General features: G+C 70.7%; 12 protein-coding genes. 6 read left to right on the top strand and 6 right to left on the bottom strand.

Annotation, left to right across the window (positions count from 1 at the left end):
• Positions 1 to 158 precede the first annotated feature (158 nt).
• Positions 159 to 824 (bottom strand): DUF3239 domain-containing protein, encoded by a 666-nt coding sequence (locus tag NS3_RS20025; protein WP_067862036.1) that lies wholly within the window; start codon positions 822 to 824, stop codon positions 159 to 161.
• Between the two features lie 74 nt (positions 825 to 898).
• Positions 899 to 2,557, bottom strand: a complete 1,659-nt coding sequence (locus NS3_RS20020; protein WP_067862034.1) for a DNA repair helicase XPB — start codon at positions 2,555 to 2,557, stop codon at positions 899 to 901.
• Positions 2,558 to 2,831: 274 nt separating this feature from the next.
• Here NS3_RS20020 and NS3_RS20015 point away from each other — a divergent pair, with 274 nt between their 5' ends.
• A complete protein-coding gene (locus NS3_RS20015) occupies positions 2,832 to 3,476 on the top strand; it encodes a LysE family translocator (RefSeq protein WP_067862088.1) in 645 nt (214 codons plus the stop codon).
• A 138-nt stretch (positions 3,477 to 3,614) separates the two neighbouring features.
• On the opposite strand, the gene NS3_RS20010 is transcribed toward NS3_RS20015, so the two are convergent.
• Together NS3_RS20010 and NS3_RS20005 are read right to left on the bottom strand one after the other, a co-directional pair.
• Entirely contained in the window at positions 3,615 to 4,445 is an 831-nt protein-coding gene (locus NS3_RS20010) for an alpha/beta fold hydrolase (RefSeq protein WP_067862032.1), read from the bottom strand.
• Entirely contained in the window at positions 4,445 to 5,374 is a 930-nt protein-coding gene (locus NS3_RS20005) for an SDR family oxidoreductase (RefSeq protein WP_067862030.1), read from the bottom strand. Before NS3_RS20005 ends, NS3_RS20010 begins: the two co-directional genes overlap by 1 nt.
• Positions 5,375 to 5,621: 247 nt before the next feature.
• On the opposite strand from NS3_RS20005, the gene NS3_RS20000 reads away from it, so the two are divergent.
• The 3 genes from NS3_RS20000 to NS3_RS29205 are packed head-to-tail and all read left to right on the top strand — an operon-like array spanning position 5,622 to position 15,354.
• Complete coding sequence (locus tag NS3_RS20000; protein ID WP_067862087.1) at positions 5,622 to 12,812, top strand: non-ribosomal peptide synthetase; 7,191 nt, start codon at positions 5,622 to 5,624, stop codon at positions 12,810 to 12,812.
• A gap of 8 nt (positions 12,813 to 12,820) precedes the next feature.
• Entirely contained in the window at positions 12,821 to 14,014 is a 1,194-nt protein-coding gene (locus NS3_RS19995; protein WP_067862028.1) for an FAD-dependent oxidoreductase, read from the top strand.
• Entirely contained in the window at positions 14,011 to 15,354 is a 1,344-nt protein-coding gene (locus NS3_RS29205; RefSeq protein ID WP_067862026.1) for a phthiocerol/phthiodiolone dimycocerosyl transferase family protein, read from the top strand. The genes NS3_RS19995 and NS3_RS29205 overlap by 4 nt, the downstream gene beginning before the upstream one ends.
• 18 nt (positions 15,355 to 15,372) lie before the next feature.
• Here NS3_RS29205 and NS3_RS19985 read toward each other — a convergent pair whose 3' ends face one another.
• Positions 15,373 to 15,927, bottom strand: coding sequence for a dihydrofolate reductase family protein (locus NS3_RS19985; protein ID WP_067862023.1), 555 nt, complete (start codon positions 15,925 to 15,927; stop codon positions 15,373 to 15,375).
• 42 nt (positions 15,928 to 15,969) lie between these two features.
• A complete protein-coding gene (locus NS3_RS19980) occupies positions 15,970 to 17,142 on the bottom strand; it encodes a pyridoxal phosphate-dependent aminotransferase (protein ID WP_067862021.1) in 1,173 nt (390 codons plus the stop codon).
• Between the two features lie 182 nt (positions 17,143 to 17,324).
• On the opposite strand from NS3_RS19980, the gene NS3_RS19975 reads away from it, so the two are divergent.
• Together NS3_RS19975 and NS3_RS19970 are read left to right on the top strand one after the other, a co-directional pair.
• On the top strand, positions 17,325 to 17,543 hold the full coding sequence (locus tag NS3_RS19975) for a hypothetical protein (RefSeq protein WP_067862019.1): 219 nt from the start codon (positions 17,325 to 17,327) through the stop codon (positions 17,541 to 17,543).
• Between the two features lie 127 nt (positions 17,544 to 17,670).
• Positions 17,671 to 18,204 (top strand): SAM-dependent methyltransferase, encoded by a 534-nt coding sequence (locus tag NS3_RS19970; protein ID WP_067862017.1) that lies wholly within the window; start codon positions 17,671 to 17,673, stop codon positions 18,202 to 18,204.
• The last annotated feature ends 28 nt before the right edge of the window (positions 18,205 to 18,232 follow it).

The raw sequence follows: 18,232 nt of genomic DNA, 5'->3' as shown, positions 1-18,232 counted from the left end.
ACGCGTCGCACCCACCCGATCACTCGACGCGCCGCGCCGCCCGCCGGACTCCCTCGGCGTCGGTTCACCCTCGCCGACCGCCGGGTGTGCCGACCCGGTCGTCGGAGCGCCCGATCGCCGTACCACCGGGTGTGCGGGTGCGAGGACCGGCGGCGGCTTCAGCCGCCCAGATCGGGCAGCTGCCGGTGGTCGAGCAGCAAGCGTTTGGCCGCGGTCCGCTTGACCTTGTCGGCGAGCCCGAGATTGTCCGCGAGCAGCCGCCACTCCGCTTCGGTGATGGCCGCGCGGGCACGCTCGATCACCGCGGCGTCGGTGGTGCCCCAGGCGATCGGCATCGGGCTCACCGATTGCCAGCGCTCCCCCACCGGCCGCGGCGCCGCTTCGATGCGGACCGCCACCGCGGGCACCCGTTCACCGGGACGCTTCTGGTGACCGGGCAGCTCGCGGACCCGCCTGGTCACCAACGCGTAGCGCGGGCCGGGCGCATCCGGCCCGGCGACATCGACCAGGGCCAACAGCACCAGTGCGCGGGGACGGATGTGCGAGACCACCGCGGGCACCAGTTCCCCCGCGGCGTAGAGACGATCGATGCTCGACCGGCGCGGCGCGCGCAGCGCCACCCACAGGGCGATGAGAGTGCCCAGCGCGAAGGCCACCGCAAGCAGATAGGACCACGGATGGTCCAGCCGGATGAGCAGGGCGGTCACCATCGCCGCGGCGATCGCCGCGGCGATCGCGAGCAGGCGACGGCGACGCATGGCGGCGAGCACTTCGTTCACCGCGTGTGCATGCCCCCGGTCCACCGCGAATTCGAAGCTTCGCACGTATTCTTCCTAGCACACGTTGCGGAGGTTTTGCCTCCACTTATCCGGCCGCGTCCCCGATCCGACCGGCGCTCTCACCCGATCGCCGGACCGAGGAGATCGTCGGCGTCGGTGATGCGGTAGGCGTAGCCCTGCTCGGCGAGAAAGCGCTGACGGTGCGCGGCGTATTCGGCGTCGAGGGTGTCGCGGGCGACGACCGAATAGAAGTGCGCCTGCCCGCCGTCCTGCTTGGGTCGCAGCAGGCGACCGAGGCGCTGGGCCTCCTCCTGCCTCGACCCGAAGGTGCCCGACACCTGCACCGCCACCGAGGCCTCGGGCAGGTCGATGGAGAAATTGGCCACCTTGCTCACCACGAGCACCGGGATCTCCCCGCGCCGGAAGGCGTCGAAGAGCGCCTCACGTTCCTTGGTCCTGGTCGAGCCCTGGATCACCGGTGCGTCCAGCGCCGCCCCCAGTTCCTCGAGCTGGTCGAGGTAGGCGCCGATCACCAGTTTCTGTGAATCGGGATGCCTGTCGAGGATGGATTCGACCACCGCGACCTTGGTGCGCGCGGTCGAGCACAGCTTGTAGCGCTCCTCCGGCTCGGCCGTGGCGTAGGCCATCCGCTCGGCGTCGGTGAGGGTGACACGCACCTCGACGCATTCGGCCGGGGCGATCCAGCCCTGCGCCTCGATGTCCTTCCACGGCGCGTCGTAGCGCTTGGGACCGATGAGGGAGAACACGTCGCCCTCGCGGCCGTCCTCGCGCACCAGCGTCGCGGTGAGGCCGAGCCTGCGCCGGGACTGCAGGTCGGCGGTCATCCGGAAGACCGGCGCGGGCAGCAGGTGCACCTCGTCGTAGATGACCAGGCCCCAGTCGCGGCTGTCGAACAGTTCCAGGTGCTTGTACTCGCCCTTGGTGCGGCGGGTGATCACCTGATACGTGGCGATGGTGACGGGCCGGATCTCCTTGCGCTCGCCGGAGTACTCGCCGATCTCGTCCTCGGTCAGCGACGTACGGGCCAGCAGTTCGCGCCGCCACTGCCTGCCCGCGACGGTGTTGGTCACCAGGATCAGCGTGGTGGCCTTGGCCTTGGCCATCGCCGCCGCGCCGACCATCGTCTTGCCCGCGCCGCAGGGCAGCACCACCACACCGGAACCGCCCGCCCAGAACGAGTCGGCGGCCATTTCCTGATAGTCGCGCAGGTGCCAGTGCCCGCCCTCGTAGTCGAGCTCGATCGGATGCGCCTCGCCGTCGACGTACCCGGCCAGGTCGTCGGCGGGCCAGCCGATCTTGAGCAGCATCTGCTTGATCCGGCCGCGCTCGGAGGGATGCACGGCCACGGTGTCGTCGTCGATGCGCGCGCCGAGCATCGGGGCGATCTTCTTGTGCCGGAGCACCTCTTCGAGCACCGCCCGGTCCAGGCTGACCAGGGTGAGTCCGTGCGCGGGATGCTTGACCAGCTGCAGGCGCCCGTAGCGGGCCATGGTGTCGACGATGTCGACCAGCAGCGGCTGGGGCACCGCGTAGCGGGAGAAGCTGACCAGCGCGTCGACGACCTGCTCGGCGTCGTGCCCGGCCGCGCGCGCGTTCCACAGCGCCAGCGGCGTCACCCGGTAGGTGTGCACGTGTTCGGGAGCGCGTTCCAGCTCGGCGAACGGCGCGATGGCCTGCCGCGCCGCGTCGGCCAGCTCGTGGTCGACCTCCAACAGCAGCGTCTTGTCACTCTGCACGATCAGCGGACCGTCGGTCACAGTCTCTCCTCGTCTCGGCGCATCGGCGCGGGTCTGCCCGCACAGCCCGGTGCTGCCCGTCCCTGGCAGGGCGCTTCCCTCGTGGGGTTGCGTCCATTGTCCCCGACCCCGCCGACAACCCCCACGGCGCATTCTCGCCGGTACAGCGTTCGGGGCGGCGGTTTTGTTCCGGGCGGGTTCGTTGCGGGGCGGGGTCCGCGGCACGGCGGCACAGGGCCAGGGGCTCCCGACTGGACCGAGACGCGACCGAGCGGGGCGGGCGAGGATGGTGATCATGATCGAGACGGCGGCGGTTCTCGGTGTCGCGGCGGCGGCGCTGGCGATGGTCCTCACCCCGGGGCCGAACATGATGTATCTGGTCTCCCGCACGGTCGCGCAGGGCAAGCGGGCCGGCCTGGTGTCGCTCGGCGGGGTCGCGGCGGGCTTCGCGGTGTATCTGGCGGCGGCGACCGCGGGCATCACGGCGGTCTTCGCGGTGGTGCCCGGCCTGTACACGGCGGTGAAGGTGGCGGGTGCGGCCTATCTGTTGTGGCTGGCCTGGAACGCGCTGCGACCCGGCGGCGTCTCGGTGTTCGCCCCTGCCGAACTGCCCGCCGATCCGGCGCGCAAGCTGTTCACGATGGGGCTGGTCACCAATCTGCTGAACCCGAAGATCGCGGTCATGTACATGGCGCTGATCCCCCAGTTCGTGCAGCCCGGGCACAGCCCCGTCTGGTTGCAGAGTCTGTGCCTTGGCGCGGTGCAGATCACCGTGGCGCTGGCGGTCAACGCGCTGATCGTGCTCGTCGCGGGTGGGCTGGTGAGGTTCCTCACCCGCCGTCCGCTGTGGTTGCGCGCCCAGCGCTATGTCATGGGCGCCGCACTGGCCGGTGTCGCGGCGTTCCTGGTCGCCGACCGCACCCGGCCGCTACCGGCCTGACCCACACACCTGCTCGCGAGCCCGCCGTCCCCGCCCGCGCGTCCCTCGGCGACACCGGTCGCTCTCGGCGGGCCGTATCCGCCCCGAGCATCGCACCGGCCGATCCCGAGGCCCGGCTGGTTCTGCGCAGGCCGGGCGTCACCGGGTGAGGAAGCGGCCGATCGCGGCGGCCAGGATGTCGGGCTGGTCCAGCGGGACACAGGTGGCGCTGTCGGCGATCTCGACGAGCGTCCCGTTCGGAAAGGACTCGGCGAGGCGGGCGCCGTGCTCGGCGGGCATGAGCTTGTCCTCGCCCGCCCACACCACCAGCACCGGGCCGGGGAAATCGGCGGTCGCCGCCGACCAGCGGTCGAGCGCGGCACGGGAGTAGTCGCCGGAGAGAATCTTGCGGACGTCGCGGCGCACCTCGGCCGAGGTCGCGAACGGAGTCTGCCAGCGTTCCCCGAGCGCGTCCGGGACAGGGTGCAGGCTGGTCACATCGTTGCCCGCCATGAGCCGCCGGACAGATCGCCTGCGCAGCGCCCAGCCCGCGAGACCGAACGCGCCGGGAATCCGTGCGGCCGCGGCCAGCGCGCGACCGGGCGCGCCGGGCGGGTAGTTGTCGAAGGCCTCGCAGGCGACGGCGACGATCCGCGCCAGTCGCTTGCCGTGCCCCTCGGCGAGCATGACCTGCGCCGCGCCCCAATGGTTCTGGACGAGGATCACGGTGTCCAGGCCGAGGGCGGCGCAGAACTCGTCGACCAGCGCGCCCAGACCGGGCACCGACAGGTCGGCGTCCGGACGCATCGGCGTGCGGTGACTGCCGAGCGGCATGGTCGGGCGCAGGTAGCGAAAACCCTTGGGCAGCTTCGCGACGACCTGATCCCAGACCGCCGCGTCCTTCATCGCACCATGCAGGAACACCACCGCGGGGCCCGCGCCCGAGTCGAGGTAGTCGATCCGTCCGGCGGACAATTCGATCGTGTTCATCACGAACTCGCTTCCCCGGTAGCGGCAGGCGTCGGTCGCGACATCCGGTGCATGGCGCGGAGCATGGCGTCCAGCGCCCGATCCGGCAGCAGTCGCGCGGCGAGCGACCCGCCCACGGCGTCCACGCCGACGCGATAACGGGTCTTGGGCTTGCGGTCGGTGAGTGCGCGCTCGACGGTGCGGGCGAACTGCTCGGGCGTGGTCCGGCTGTCCCGCGCCAGGCCGTCGTTCATCCGGACGAACGCGGCGAACGGCTCCCGGTAGAACTCCGCGACGGCCGGATCGACACCTGGCAGCACCCGATCGGCGGCCTCGGAGATCTTTCCCCAGATGGGCGTCATGATCGCGCCGGGCTCGATCACCGACACGCTGATCGACTGCGCGGCCAGTTCCCGGCGCAACGCATCCGACATGCCTTCCTTCGCGAATTGCGCCGCGGCGTAGGCGCCGAGGAACGGCGAGGCCAGCCTGCCGACACCGGAACTCACATTGACGATCCGCCCGACCGGGCCCGCGCCGCTCGGCCCGGTACGCAACAGCGGCAGGAAGGCACGGGTGACCGCGAGCGCGCCGATCACGTTGACCTCCAATTGTTCCCGCAGCTGCGCCGAGGTCACCGTCTCCAGTGGCGCGCAGACGCAGATACCGGCATTGTTGACCAGACCGCGCAGACCGGCGTCGCCGCACCGCTGCGCGACAACGCCTACCGCACGCTCGATCTCGGCCTCGGAGGTGACATCCAGGCGTACGGGCGTCACCGGCGCCTGCGGCGACGCGGCCGCCAATTCCGCACCGTCGGCATCCTTGCGGACACCGGCAATCACCTGGAAACCTTGCTCGGCCAACCGGATCGCGGCCGCCCGGCCCAGTCCTGTCGACGCTCCTGTCACCAGTACGACGCCGCGCGAGGATCGCTCGGTCGTTGCCACTGCCCACCTCGTTTCCGAATGGCGCCTCCGGGGGGCGTGACCCTGGTCACTGGTGGCACGCCTGGATGTTGCTACCTACAAGTAGTGCTGCCAAGGTATGTACAACGACGGCCTGCCGCAACCCGGCCGCGCAGTCCGCCCGTCCGGCGGACCCGCCGTCGGCAATTCATCGAACTCATTCCACGACAAGCAATTCGATCAATGCCGGGGTCGGCGCGCGCGGCGCCGGACCGAAGGGGGACTGCTGATGAGCGACCGTGTCGAAATCGATGGACCGCTACCCGGCGAACACTGGCCGCTCACCGCTTACCAGCGCGACATCATGGCCGTCGCGGCGCGCAATCCGTCGCTTCCCCTGACCCAGATGTCGGGCTGGTCGCACATCGACGGGGCACTCGACGCCGACCGGATCCGGCGCTGCGCCGAGCTGGCGGTGCGCCGCAACGACGCGCTGCGCACCCGCATCATCACCGCCGACGGCGAGCTGCGGCAATTCTTCAGCAATATCGTTCCGCCACTGGAGGTGTTCGACTTCCTCGGCGAGCCGGATCCGCATCGCGCGTGCCAGGACTGGATGGCCGAGGCCAACCGGAGAGCGATGCCTGCCGACGGGCCCCTGGTGCGCATGGCCGTCCTCGTCGACAGTCCGGACTCGTTCTATCTCTACGCCAACAAGCATCACGTCGCCGGTGACGCCTGGGCGGTGAACCTGATGCTCGGCCAGATCATCGCCGAGTACGAAAGCGCCACTCCCACCGGCGTGTCGGCCGAGTACGCGATGCCGTCCTATCGCGCGTTCATCGAGCGCGCGAGCGCCTATCGCGACTCCGAGGCATGGGTCGCCGACCGCGACTGGTTCCTCGACTACCTCGACGGCGTCGAACCGGCACTGTGCCCCCGCACGGCCACTCTCGACACCGTGCGCCGCGGATCGACCACGCTGCGACTGGATCCCGGCCTCGTGGCCGGGCTGCGCGAGACCGGCGTCTCCATCTTCTCCTTCACCGCGGCCGCGATCAGCGTGTTCCTGGCGGGCGTGCACCGCACCGACGAGGTCGTGCTCGGCGTGCCGATGCTCAACCGGGAACCGGCCGAGATGTTCACCGCGGGCCACTTCGCCAACATGATTCCGCTGCGGGTCTCCCTCGCCGGGAACCCGACCCTGGGCGAACTCGGCGCGCGGGTGGCCGATTCGGTCCGGCACCTCAAGAAGCGCCAGCGCTTCGCCTATGGCGACATCGCCCGCGGCCTGGCCGAACGTCACGCCGCGCTGCCCACCCTGTTCGACGTGACCTATTCCTACAACCGGATGCCGTCCTCGGACCACCTCGAACGGCTGATGGAGCGCTCGAAGGTCTTCGGCGCGGGCACGGTGGCCGACGCGATCAATATCGTCGCGGTCGAGAGCGAGCGCGACGGCACCGTCGACCTGCACGTCTTCGAATCCCAGGACGTCTTCGACGCCGACTTCCCGTTGCCGGACGCGCTGCGCCGGGTCGGGCGGTTGGTGCGTGCCGCACTGGCCGAACCACACCTCAGGATCTCCGAACTGCCGTGGCTGTCCGACGCCGAGAGCGCCGCGCTGGCCGAGGTGGAATGCGGTCCCGTCGTGTCGATTCCCGAGACGACGATCGCGGATCTCTTCGCCGGACAGGTGGATTCGGATCCGGGCGCGGTGGCCGTCGTCGGCGAGCAGGGCTCGCTCACCTACGCCGAGCTGTCCGCCGCCGCCGATTCCGTCGCCTCGGCCCTGCGTCGCGCCGGTGTGCGCGCCGAGGAGCCGGTCCCGGTGATCGCGCCCCGCTCGCACGAACTGCTCGCCGCGATCTACGGCGTGCTGTCCGCCGCCGGGGCCTACGTTCCGATCGACCCGAAGCACCCCGCCGAGCGCATCGCCACCATTCTCGCCGAGAGCGGCGCGCGCTTCGTCGTCACCGATCTCGACCTGCCCGCCGAAGCGCTCGGGCCGGACATGATCCGCATTCCGATCGCTGCACTCGCGGCACCACCGGCCGAGGCCGAATCGACCTCCGGCACAGCGCCTGCCGCCGACGGACTGGCCTACGTCATCTTCACCTCCGGGTCGACCGGCCGCCCCAAGGGCGTGATGGTGGAGCACCGCGCGGTCGTCAACCGGCTCGACTGGATGCAGCGCGCCTATCCCCTGGACCGCACCGACGTGATCCTGCAGAAGACGCCCGCCACCTTCGACGTCTCGGTGTGGGAACTGATGTGGTGGGCGATCACCGGGGCACGGGTGGCCCTGCTCGCCCCGGGCGGCGAACGTGATCCGCGCACGATCGTCGAGGCGATCGAGCGCCACGGCGTCACCGTCATGCATTTCGTGCCCTCCATGCTCGGCCCGTTCCTCACCGAACTGGAGGCGGCCCCGGAAACGCTGCGGCGGATCGGCTCGTTGCGCCGGGTCTTCTGCAGCGGCGAGGCGCTGCCCGCCGAGCTGGTGAACCGCTTCGCCCGCGCGTTCGCCCGCACCGAGAACCCGCCGCAGCTGGTGAATCTCTACGGCCCCACCGAGGCCACCGTCGATGTGTCCTCCTTCGACCTGCCCGTCGGCGAAGCGGAGGTGTCCCGGGTGCCGATCGGGTGGCCGATCCAGAACATCGCGCTCAGCGTCCTGGACGAGCACGGCCGCCGGGTGCCGCCCGGCATGCCCGGTGAGCTCGGCATCGCCGGAATCGGCCTGGCCCGCGGCTATCTCGGCCGCCCCGAGCTCACCGAGGCGGCCTTCGTCGCCGACGACCGCATGCCGGGCGGACGCCGCTACCGGACCGGCGACATCGTGCGCAGGCTGGCCGACGGCTCCCTGGAATATCTGGGCCGCCGCGACGACCAGGTGAAGATCCGCGGCAACCGGGTCACCCTCGGCGAGGTCGAGAACACCCTGCTCGGCCTCCCCGGTGTCGGCGCCGCCGCGGTGATCGACCTGCCCGCACCGCGCCACGGCACCACTCTGGTCGGCTTCTTCGCCGCCGACGAGACGGGTGGGGCGGACACCGACACGGTGGCCGCGCGCCTGGCCGACCGGCTGCCGGCCTACATGGTGCCGAGCCGGTTCGTCGAGGTCGCGTCGATACCGTTGACCTCCAACGGCAAAGCCGACCGCCGCGCCCTGGCCGCTCTCGCCGCCGAGACGAGCACCGCCGACCGCGACGACGCACCACGAACCGAGGTGGAGCGGACCCTGGTCGAGGCCGTCGAGCAGGTGCTGGGCACACGGCTGGGTGTCCACGACAACTTCTTCACCCACGGCGGCGATTCCATCCTCGCGCTGGCCCTGCGCACCGCCGTCGAGCGGCGCGGGCTGTATCTGGACGTGGACGTGCTGTTCACCCGCCCCACGATCGCCGAGCTCGCCACCCACGTGACCGCCACGCCGGATCACGAACCCGGCGTGCGGAGCGCGTTCGAACTCGTCCCGCTGGTCGACCGCGCCGCCCTGCACACCGCCGAGGACGCCTTCCCGGTGACCGCGCTACAGCTGGGCATGCTGTTCCACGCCGCGGAGAGCGCCGAGTCCACCCTCTACAAGGACGTCTTCCGCTACCGGCTCGATTTGAGCTGGCGTGCCGAGGAATTCGGCGCGGCGGTGGATGCCGTGGTCGCCACGCAACCGGCGTTGCGCTCCTCGTTCGACCTGACCGGGTTCTCGGTGCCGCTGCAGATCGTGCACCGCGATCTGCCCGCCCGGTGGTCGGTGGTCACCGGTGCCGCACCCGCCGAGATCGGCGACTACATCGAGCAGCGCAGGCACGCCGCCTACCCCCTCGGCCGGACCGCCGAGCCGCTCTACGAGATCCGGGTGTTCGCCGACGCCGAGGGCATCGACCTGGTGTTCAGCTTCCACCACGCGATCCTCGACGGCTGGAGCGTGGCCACCGTCATCCGCAGCCTCGTCCAGGACTACCTGCGCCGCTGCGGATCGCCGTTACCCGCCCCGATCCGCCCCGCCGACGCCGCGCACATCCTGGCCGAGTACGCCAGGGCCGAGCAGCGTGCCGACGCCGACCCGGCGCACTCCCGCTACTGGCAGGAGTTCCTGGCCGGGGCGACCCCGACCGCCCTGCCCGCGCTGCGCCCGCACATGCCCGGTGACACCGCACCGGTCCGGTCGCGTGTCACGCACCTGCTGCCGCGCGGATTGCAGACCGCCGTGGAGCGCTTCGCCGCGAAGCGCGAGATCGGCCTCAAGACGCTGTTCCTGACCGCGCACTGCCTGGCCCTGCGCGCGCTGACCGGCGCAGACGACATCACCACCGGCGTCATCGGCCACGGCAGGCCCGGTCGCGCCGACGCCGAGGCGGTCGCCGGACTTTTCCTCAACACCGTCCCCATGCGTCTGGACGACCGGGCGCGGACCTGGTCAGGGGCGATCGAGCAGATCGCGCGCCGCGAACGCGAGAGCCACCCGCACCGCCGCTACCCGCTGCGCTCGATGCTCGGCGATCTCGCCGCCGCGGGCAACGGACGCGCCCGTGGGACGACGATCTTCGACACCGCGTTCAATTTCGTCAACTACCACACCTTCGACGTCCTCGCGGCGGTCGACGGCGTGCGGTTGCGCGATGTCGAGGTCTTCGAGGAGACCGATTTCGCGGCCCTGCTCACCGTCGCCACCGACCCGCGCACCGGCCGCATCCTGGTCCGCGCCGACGGCGATCACACGCTCACCGTCGACCAGTGCGATGCCCTCGTCACCACCTGTGTACGCGTGCTGACCTGTCTGATCGAGGACGAGGAGGCGCCGATCGATCTGGGCGCGGACCGGATTCGCACCGGCGGCCTCGCGCAGCTGATCGCCGAACAGGCCGCGCGCAAGCCGGAGCAGATCGCGGTGCGTGACGCCTCGGGCGTGTGGACCTACGACGAGTTCGGCGAGCGGGTCGACCGCATCGCCGCGGCACTGCTCGCTCTCGGGCTGCCGTATCAGGCGCGGGTCGCGGTGCTCATGGACCGCCGCCCCGAACTCATCGCCACCGTGGTCGCCCTCGCCAAGGTCGGCGCGGTCTGCGTCCCGCTCGACGTCGGCTACCCCGAACAGCGGTTGCGCATGATGATCGAACGAGCCGCGCCGGCCCGGGTGCTCGCCGACGCCCGCTACGCGGGCATCGTGACCGATCCGGACCTGGTGCTCGACGCCGCCGAACTCACCGATCCCGGGATCGAACCGCTGGGGATCGCGCCGGTGGTCGCCGAATCCGCCGCCGCCTATGTGCTGTTCACCTCGGGGTCCACCGGGGAGCCGAAGGGCGTGGTCATGCCCCATCGCAGCCTGGCCAACCTGGTCGGCTGGCAGAACCGCGCCGTCACCGGCCGTGGCATCGGCAGCACCCTGCAGTACGCGCCGCTGAGCTTCGACGTGTCGTTCCAGGAGATCTTCGCGACGCTGACGGCCGGGGCGACGCTGCGGCCGGCCGACGCCGAGCACCGCGCCGATATGCGCGCCCTGCTCGACACCGTCGTCGACGAGCGCATCGAGCGCATGTACCTGCCGTTCGTGGCCTTGCAGGCGTTCTCCGAGACGGCGGTCACGACCGGGCGCTACCCGGTCGGTCTGAAAGTGCTGGTCTCCTCGGGCGAGCAGTTGCGGCTGACGCCGGAGATCCGCCAGTTCCTCGCGGCTGTTCCCGGCATCGTGCTGGAGAACCAATACGGGCCCACCGAAACCCATGTGGCCGTGGCCCACACGATGACCGGCGACCCGCGGACCTGGCCGGACCTGCCGCCGATCGGCCACCCGATCGACGGCGCGCAGGCCCACGTCCTCGACCACCGGCTGCGTCCGGTACCCGCTGGTGTGGAGGGCGAGATCTACCTAGGCGGCGACACGCCGGCCCACGGCTACGAGGGGCGCGGCGGGCTCACCGCGCAGCGCTTCGTCCCCGCCGGGCCCGGCGGCCGGATCGTCTACCGCACCGGCGATCTCGGGGTGCGGCTGCCGTCGGGCGAACTGATCTGCCGGGGCCGCGCCGACACCCAGGTCAAGATCCGCGGATTCCGGGTGGAGCCCGCGGAAGTGGAGCTGCGCATCGGCGACTGGGCCGCCCGGCACGGCGGTATCAAGGAGGTCGCCGTGGTGGCCCGCCGCTTCGGCGGCACCGACGCCGCGCTGACCGCGTTCCTGGTCGGCGACGAACTCGCCACCGAGACGACGGCTCTGGCCGAGCACTTGCGCATCCTGCTGCCCGCGCACATGGTTCCGGCCCGGTTCGTCTGGCTCGACGACCTGCCGCGCACCCCCAGCGGCAAACGCGACGACGCGCGCCTGCGCGAACTGCCTCTCGACACCGCACCCGAACCGGAGGAATCGCTCGCGCCGCGCGACGAGATCGAGGCGGCCATCGCCGAGGTCATGGCCGAATACGCGGGCGTGCGGCACATCGGCGTCGACCAGAGCTTCTTCGACCTGGGCGGTACCTCGGTCGGCGCGATGCGCGTCGTGCTGGCGCTGAACAAGCGCTGGGACGCCGACATCGCCCTGGACACCTTCCTGCGGGCACCCACCGCGGCCGCGCTGGCCGCCATCGTCCGAAACGACAGCAGCAGACGCGGATTCGACCCGATCGTGCCGCTGCGCACCGGCGGCTCCGGCACCCCGCTGTTCCTGATCCACCCGATCGGCGGCAATGTGCTCTGCTACATCCCGCTGATCCGGCACCTGCCCGGCGACCGCCCGGTCTACGGACTGCAGGCCGCGGGCGCCGATGTCGGCAGCGTGCCGTTGCGCTCGATGCGGGAGCTCGCGCAGTCCTATCTCGCGGCGATCCGCCGGGTGCATCCGGAAGGGCCGTGCCATGTGGCCGGCTGGTCGTTCGGCGGGTACGTCGCACTGGAACTGGCCGGGCAACTGCCCAGGACCGACCTCGCGAGCGTCACCCTGCTCGACACCATCGCCCTGCGCGAGGGGCACCGCCCGCGACTGCCCGAACCGGCGCTGATGAAGTGGTTCTTCCTGGAACTGCTCTGGTACGCGCGGGACGCGCAGGCGGCGGAGTTCGAATTCGACGAGTCGATCACCGGCACCGACGAACTCTTCGATGCCATGCTGACCGAATCCGTCGCGGCGGGAATCCTGCCCGCGGGCGGTTCCTCGCGGGCGATCCGGCGGCTCTACGACATCTTCGCCGCGAATGTGGCCGCGGTGCAGGACTACCGCCTCGAGCCGATCGACGCCGACGTCACCCTGATGCGCGCGACCGACGGGCTGCCGCCCGGCGTGGACATGGCCCACCAGATCGCCGGAACGATGTTCGACAGCGAATCCAACGGGTGGGCCGACCACGTCCGCGGCGAACTGTCCATCGTCACCATCCCCGGTGACCACCTCAGCATGATGATCGAACCCAATGTCGAGACGGTGGCGGCCACCCTGGCCGCCACTCTCCACACTGCGGAATCCGCGACGACCGGAAGGCGGTAGCGACCGACATGAGCAGAACCAAGGCGATGGTGCTCGGCGCGGGCATCGGCGGACTCACCACCGCGGTCGCGCTCGAGCGCGTCGGCATCGACGTGACGGTCTACGAAGCCTCACCTGAGCAGCGACGCACCGGCACCGGGCTGGGCATCGCCGCCAATGCCACCGCCGTGCTGACCGCGCTCGGCGTGGACATCACCGCCGTGGGGCAGCCGGTGCGCGCATTCGAACTGCTCACGCCGAGCGGCGGTCCGCTGCGGGCGCTGCCGTTCGCGCAGATCACCGAGGAACTCGGCGCGCCGATCGTCAGCATCCACCGCAACGAGCTGATCGACACCCTGCGCGGGGCCTCGGCCGCCGCCGTGCAGTACGGCGCGCGCGCCACCGGATACCGCGTGCTGCCCGGCGGCGGGGTCGAGGTCGCTTTCGCCGACGGCCGCACCGCCGAAGCCGATGTGCTGATCGGCGCCGACGGCATCCGTTCCACGATCCGCGCCGCCCTGCACGGCGAGCAGCCGGTCACCGAGCACGGTTACGTGTGCTGGCTGGCGGTGGTCGATTTCGCGCACGAACGCATGACGCCCGGTTGGTGCGGCCACTACTGGGGTCGCGGACAGCGTTTCGGCCTCATCGACATCGGCGGCGGCCGCGCCTACTGGTGGGGGACCAAGAACATGCCCGCCGAGCACGCCAGGAACTGGAACGGCGGAAAGGCGGCGATCCTGACCGCTTTCGACGGCTGGGCTCCGGAACTGCGCGCGGCCGTCGAGGCCACGCCGGAAGAGACGATCGTCTCCGTGCCCGCGCAGGATCGCCCGTTCTCCGCGCACTGGGGCGAAGGACCGGTGACCCTGCTCGGCGACGCCGCGCACCCGATGCTGACCAGCCTCAGCCAGGGCGCGGGAGCCTCCGTCGAGGACGCCTATGTGCTGGCGCAGCACCTGGGCGAGCGACTGCTCGGCGACGGGGACCTGGTGGCCGGTCTGCGCGATTACGAACGGGCACGGATACCGAGGACGAAGGAGCTGGTGTCGGGGTCGCGGCGGCTGAGCCGGACCGAGCAGTGGTCGAACCCCCTGGCCTGCCTGGCGCGCGACGCCGTGCTGCGTCATCTGCCGATGCCGATGGTCAGGAAGATCAACGCCGATCCCATGCGCTTCGCCATCACCCCGCTGCCCGGCGCCACGACCGGATCGAATCGGTGACCGCCGTGCGGCGGGCGCTGAGCCCGATGGAGCGGTGGTACTGGATCCTGGACCAGATCTCGCCGCTCGATGTGATCGCCCGGGTCCGGGTCGACGGTGCGCTGGACGAATCGTCACTGCGCGCCGGGGCGGACGCGCTGGCGAAACGCCATCCGCTGCTTCGGGTCACGGTGGTGGAGAACGGGAAGTCCGGACCGGGTTTCGAGCCCACCGACGCGGCGCTGCCGGTGCGCTCGATCACCGGCGCCGCCGAGACCTGGGCCGAGGAGGTCGACACCGTCGAACTGGCCCGCTCGTCGGCGCCCGGCGCGCCCCTGGCGCGCGTTCTGCGTGTAGCGCACGGCAATTCCCACGATGTCGTCCTCGTGGTATCCCATATCGTCGCCGACGGCACCTCCGCCCTGTCGATGCTGCGGGATCTGGTCGAGTACGCCGCCACCGCCCAGCAGGGCGCGCCCGTGGTCGTGGAGCCGCTGCACACCGTCGACGCGCCCGAGACCCGGTTCCCCAGCCGCTACCAGGGCACGCTCGGCGTGGCGCGAGCGGTGTGCACCGCGCTGGCCGGGCAAGTACGCATGCTCGCCGCCCGCCCCCGCCGACTGCCCGCACAGGCCCAGGTGGAGCCGACGCAACGCCGAACCCGCCTGCTGCGCAGGGAACTCGACACACCCGAGGTCGAGCGCCTGGTCGAAACTTGCCGCGCCGCGGGCGTCTCCGTGCACGGCGCACTGTGCGGGGCGCTCGCGCAGGCCATCGGCGAGGAGATCGGCGAGGGCGGGGCAGGCAAGCTCACCATCGGCTCCCCCGTCGACTTCCGTGGCGAGCTCGAACCGCCCGTGCGCCCCGACGAAGCAGGCGCCTACGTCTGCACCCTGCCCACCGTCGTGCGCTACGCCCCCGAACCCGACATCTGGTCGGCCGCCGCGCAGACCAATCGTGATCTGCGCGAACGGACGTCGGCCGGGCAACACTTCGCCCTCGTCGCCATGCTCGCCGCGATCACCCCGAAAACGCCGGCCGACAGCGCGGGCGCGATGAAGACCGCCGAACGACGCGGGCCCGGCAACATCTGCCTGTCCAATATCGGCCGCTACGACTTCCCCACCCGGGCCGGGGAGTGGACGCTCTCGGGCGCGCAGTTCATCGCCGGCATCTCGATGAGCGGCTACTACGTCGGCACCGTCAACACCAGCCACGGCAAGCTGTTCTGGAACTTCACCTACATCGACGGGATCGTCTCGGCCGAACGTGCCACCACGATCGCCGACCGCACCCTGGAACTGTTGCGCGCCGCGATCACCTCGACGCGCGAACCGGCCGCGAGCCGCACCCCGGGATAGCTCCTCGATCCGCCGCGCTCAGGCCGGGGCGCTCAATCGGTAGGTGAGCACGGCGAATTGGCCCATGGTGGACGCGGCGGTCAGGTGCAGGCGGTCGGAGAGGATGCGGCGGGGCAGCAGGGGCGCGCCCGAGCCGAGGGTGACCGGGGCGACGGACACGATCACCTCGTCGAGCAGGCCCGCGTCGGCGAACTGTCCGGCGAGATCTCCCCCGCCCATCACCCAGATAGTGCCCTCACCCGCGGCCTCGGCCATCTCTTTGTGCACGGCGGTGACGTCACCGGAGACGAAACGCAGGTTCGCGCCGGGAATGACGGGCAGATCGCGGTGGGTGAAGATCCAGCAGGGCAGGTCGCCGTAGTTGTCGGACCAGGTCTGCGGGGGCTCGTTGGCCAGGAGCCATTCGTAGGTGGTCGCGCCCATACACATGGCGCCCACGTTCGCGGTGAAAGCGTCGATCTCCTGGGCCGCGCGACCGCCGTCGTCCACGGCGAAGAGCCAGCTCAGCGAGTTGTCCTCGTCGGCGAGGAAGCCGTCGAGAGTGGTGGCGGTGTAGTACTGCGTCGTCGTCATGAGGCGATCGTCGCAGGCAGACGTGACAGGGTGTGTCAGGGTTCATGGGCGATTCCCGCGTAGCCGCCGGACGCCCTCGTCCAGGGTCTCGTCACGCTTGCAGAAGGTGAAGCGAACGAGGCTGTTCCAGGGTGCCTTGTTGTCGGCGAACACGCTGACCGGTACCGCCGCGACCCCGAGGGTGGCGGGCAGCGCGCGGCAGAAGGCCTGCCCGTCGGTTTCCCCGAGCGGGGCGACGTCGGCGCAGACGAAGTAACCGCCGTCACTGGCCTGCACGCCGAACCCGCTCTCGGTCAGCGCGGCGGAGAGCCGGATACGCCGGTCCGACAGCGAATCCCGCAGCCGTGCCACCCAGTCGAGTTCCTCGTTCAGCGCATGGGCGACGGCGGGCTGGAACGGGCCGCCGCCGACGAAGGTCAGGAACTGCTTGGCCGCGAGCACCGCGTCGAGGAGGTAGGCGGGCGCGCACACCCAGCCGATCTTCCAGCCGGTCACGCTGAAGGTCTTGGCGGCACTCGAGATCACCACGGTCCGCTCGGCCATGCCGGGCAGCGTCGACACGCTGATGTGCTCGGCGCCGTCGTAGACCAGGTGCTCGTACACCTCGTCGGCGACCACGAGAAGATCGCGCTCGCAGGCGATCTCGGCGATCGCGGTCAGATCCTCGCGAGACAGGACCGCGCCGGTCGGATTGTGCGGCGAGTTCACCATGATCACCCGGGTGGCCGGGGTGACGGCGGCGCGCAGGCTGTCCCGGTCGAGAACGAACCGGTCGCCGTCGGCGACGAGCCGGGCCGTGCGGCGGTGCGCGCCCGCCAAGGCCACGGCGGCGGCATAGGAGTCGTAGTAGGGCTCGATGAGCACGACCTCCTGACCCGGTTCGACCAGACCGAGCAGAGTCGCGCTGATCGCCTCGGTCGCGCCGACGGTCACCAGGATCTCGGTGTCGGGGTCGTACCCGGTGCCGTAACGACGCAGCCGATCGTCGGCGATCGCCTGGCGCAACACCGGCATTCCTCGCCCCGGCGGGTACTGGTTGAGTCCCTCGGCGATGGCCCGGCGCGCGACCTCCAACATGCCCGCGGGACCGTCGGAATCGGGAAAGCCCTGCCCGAGATTCACCGCGTCGTGCGCGATGGCGAGCTCGGTCATCTCGGCGAAGATCGTGGCGCCGAACGGGCGCAGGCGTTCGACGGTGGCAGGACGTGCAGGCATAGCTCGCAGAGTAGCCGAGCGATCGCCAAAGTTGCGAACAGATAGCGAAAGGCTATATTTCACATTTGTTTTCGCGCCTCTACCTGCATGCTTGTGTGTTATCCGAGCGACGGCTAGCCTCCTCGTGTTCCACCTCACACCACTACCGCCGTTCCGGCGGCGGTGCATGAAAGGGGGCGCACATGGGCGCCTATCTCGACCTGTTGCTGCATCCGGCCGCGTCGGAGGTGGCCGGAACGGTACTGGGCGCGATCCGCGACGTGGCCCACGATCTGATCGCGGGTACCGGCGACTTCTTCACCGGATCCTCCACCGGCGACGCGGGGCTGGGTTCGTCCACCCCCGACGCCGGCCTCGGTTCCTCGACCGGCGATTTCTTCACCGGCTCGACCTACCCGTGACGCGCGCACCGGATCGGGTCGATCACGGCCCGATCCGGTGTTTCTCTTCCCCGCTCGCGATGCGGCAGCGATGCTGTGCTCATTTGAGATGCTGTGCTCATCCGAACAGCACGACTCGTGGGAGGCGATGGTGGGCGATGCACGATTCCGGTGGATCGTCGAGGTCATGGACATGCGACCCGCCGACCTCGTCCTCGAGATCGGGCCCGGCTCGGGCACATCGCTCGAATACCTCGCGCGAGAACTCCCCCGCGGACGCGTACTCGCCGTCGACCGCTCGGCCACCGCGATCGACCGCGCGGCGCGACGCAATGCCCGGCACCTCGATTCCGGGCGCATCACCCTGTGGCAGAAGGACTTCGGGCGGCTCGACCCCGACCGCGTACGCGCCGATTTCGACGCTCCGGCCGGGTTCGACAAGATCCTCGCGGTCAACGTCAACGCCTTCTGGACGAAGAAGCGACCGACCGCCGAACTGACGGTGGTGCGCGAACTGCTCGCCCCCGACGGCGCACTCTTCCTCTGCTACGGCTACGACGCCGCGTCATCCGGGCCGAAGCCCGAGGCGAGCGAGCTCACCCGGCGGCTCGCCGAGAGCGGCTTCGCGACCACCGTGACGACGCACGGCGATCTGCTCGCGGTCCGCGCCGTCCGCGCCTGAACGCCGGGCGAGCGTGCCGGATGTCGTC

Source organism: Nocardia shimofusensis NBRC 100134, assembly GCF_001613125.1.
Taxonomy (GTDB): Bacteria; Actinomycetota; Actinomycetes; order Mycobacteriales; family Mycobacteriaceae; genus Nocardia; species Nocardia shimofusensis.
The sequence above is the reverse complement of the archived record's forward strand: the minus strand, read 5'-3'. Positions and strand labels throughout refer to the sequence as shown.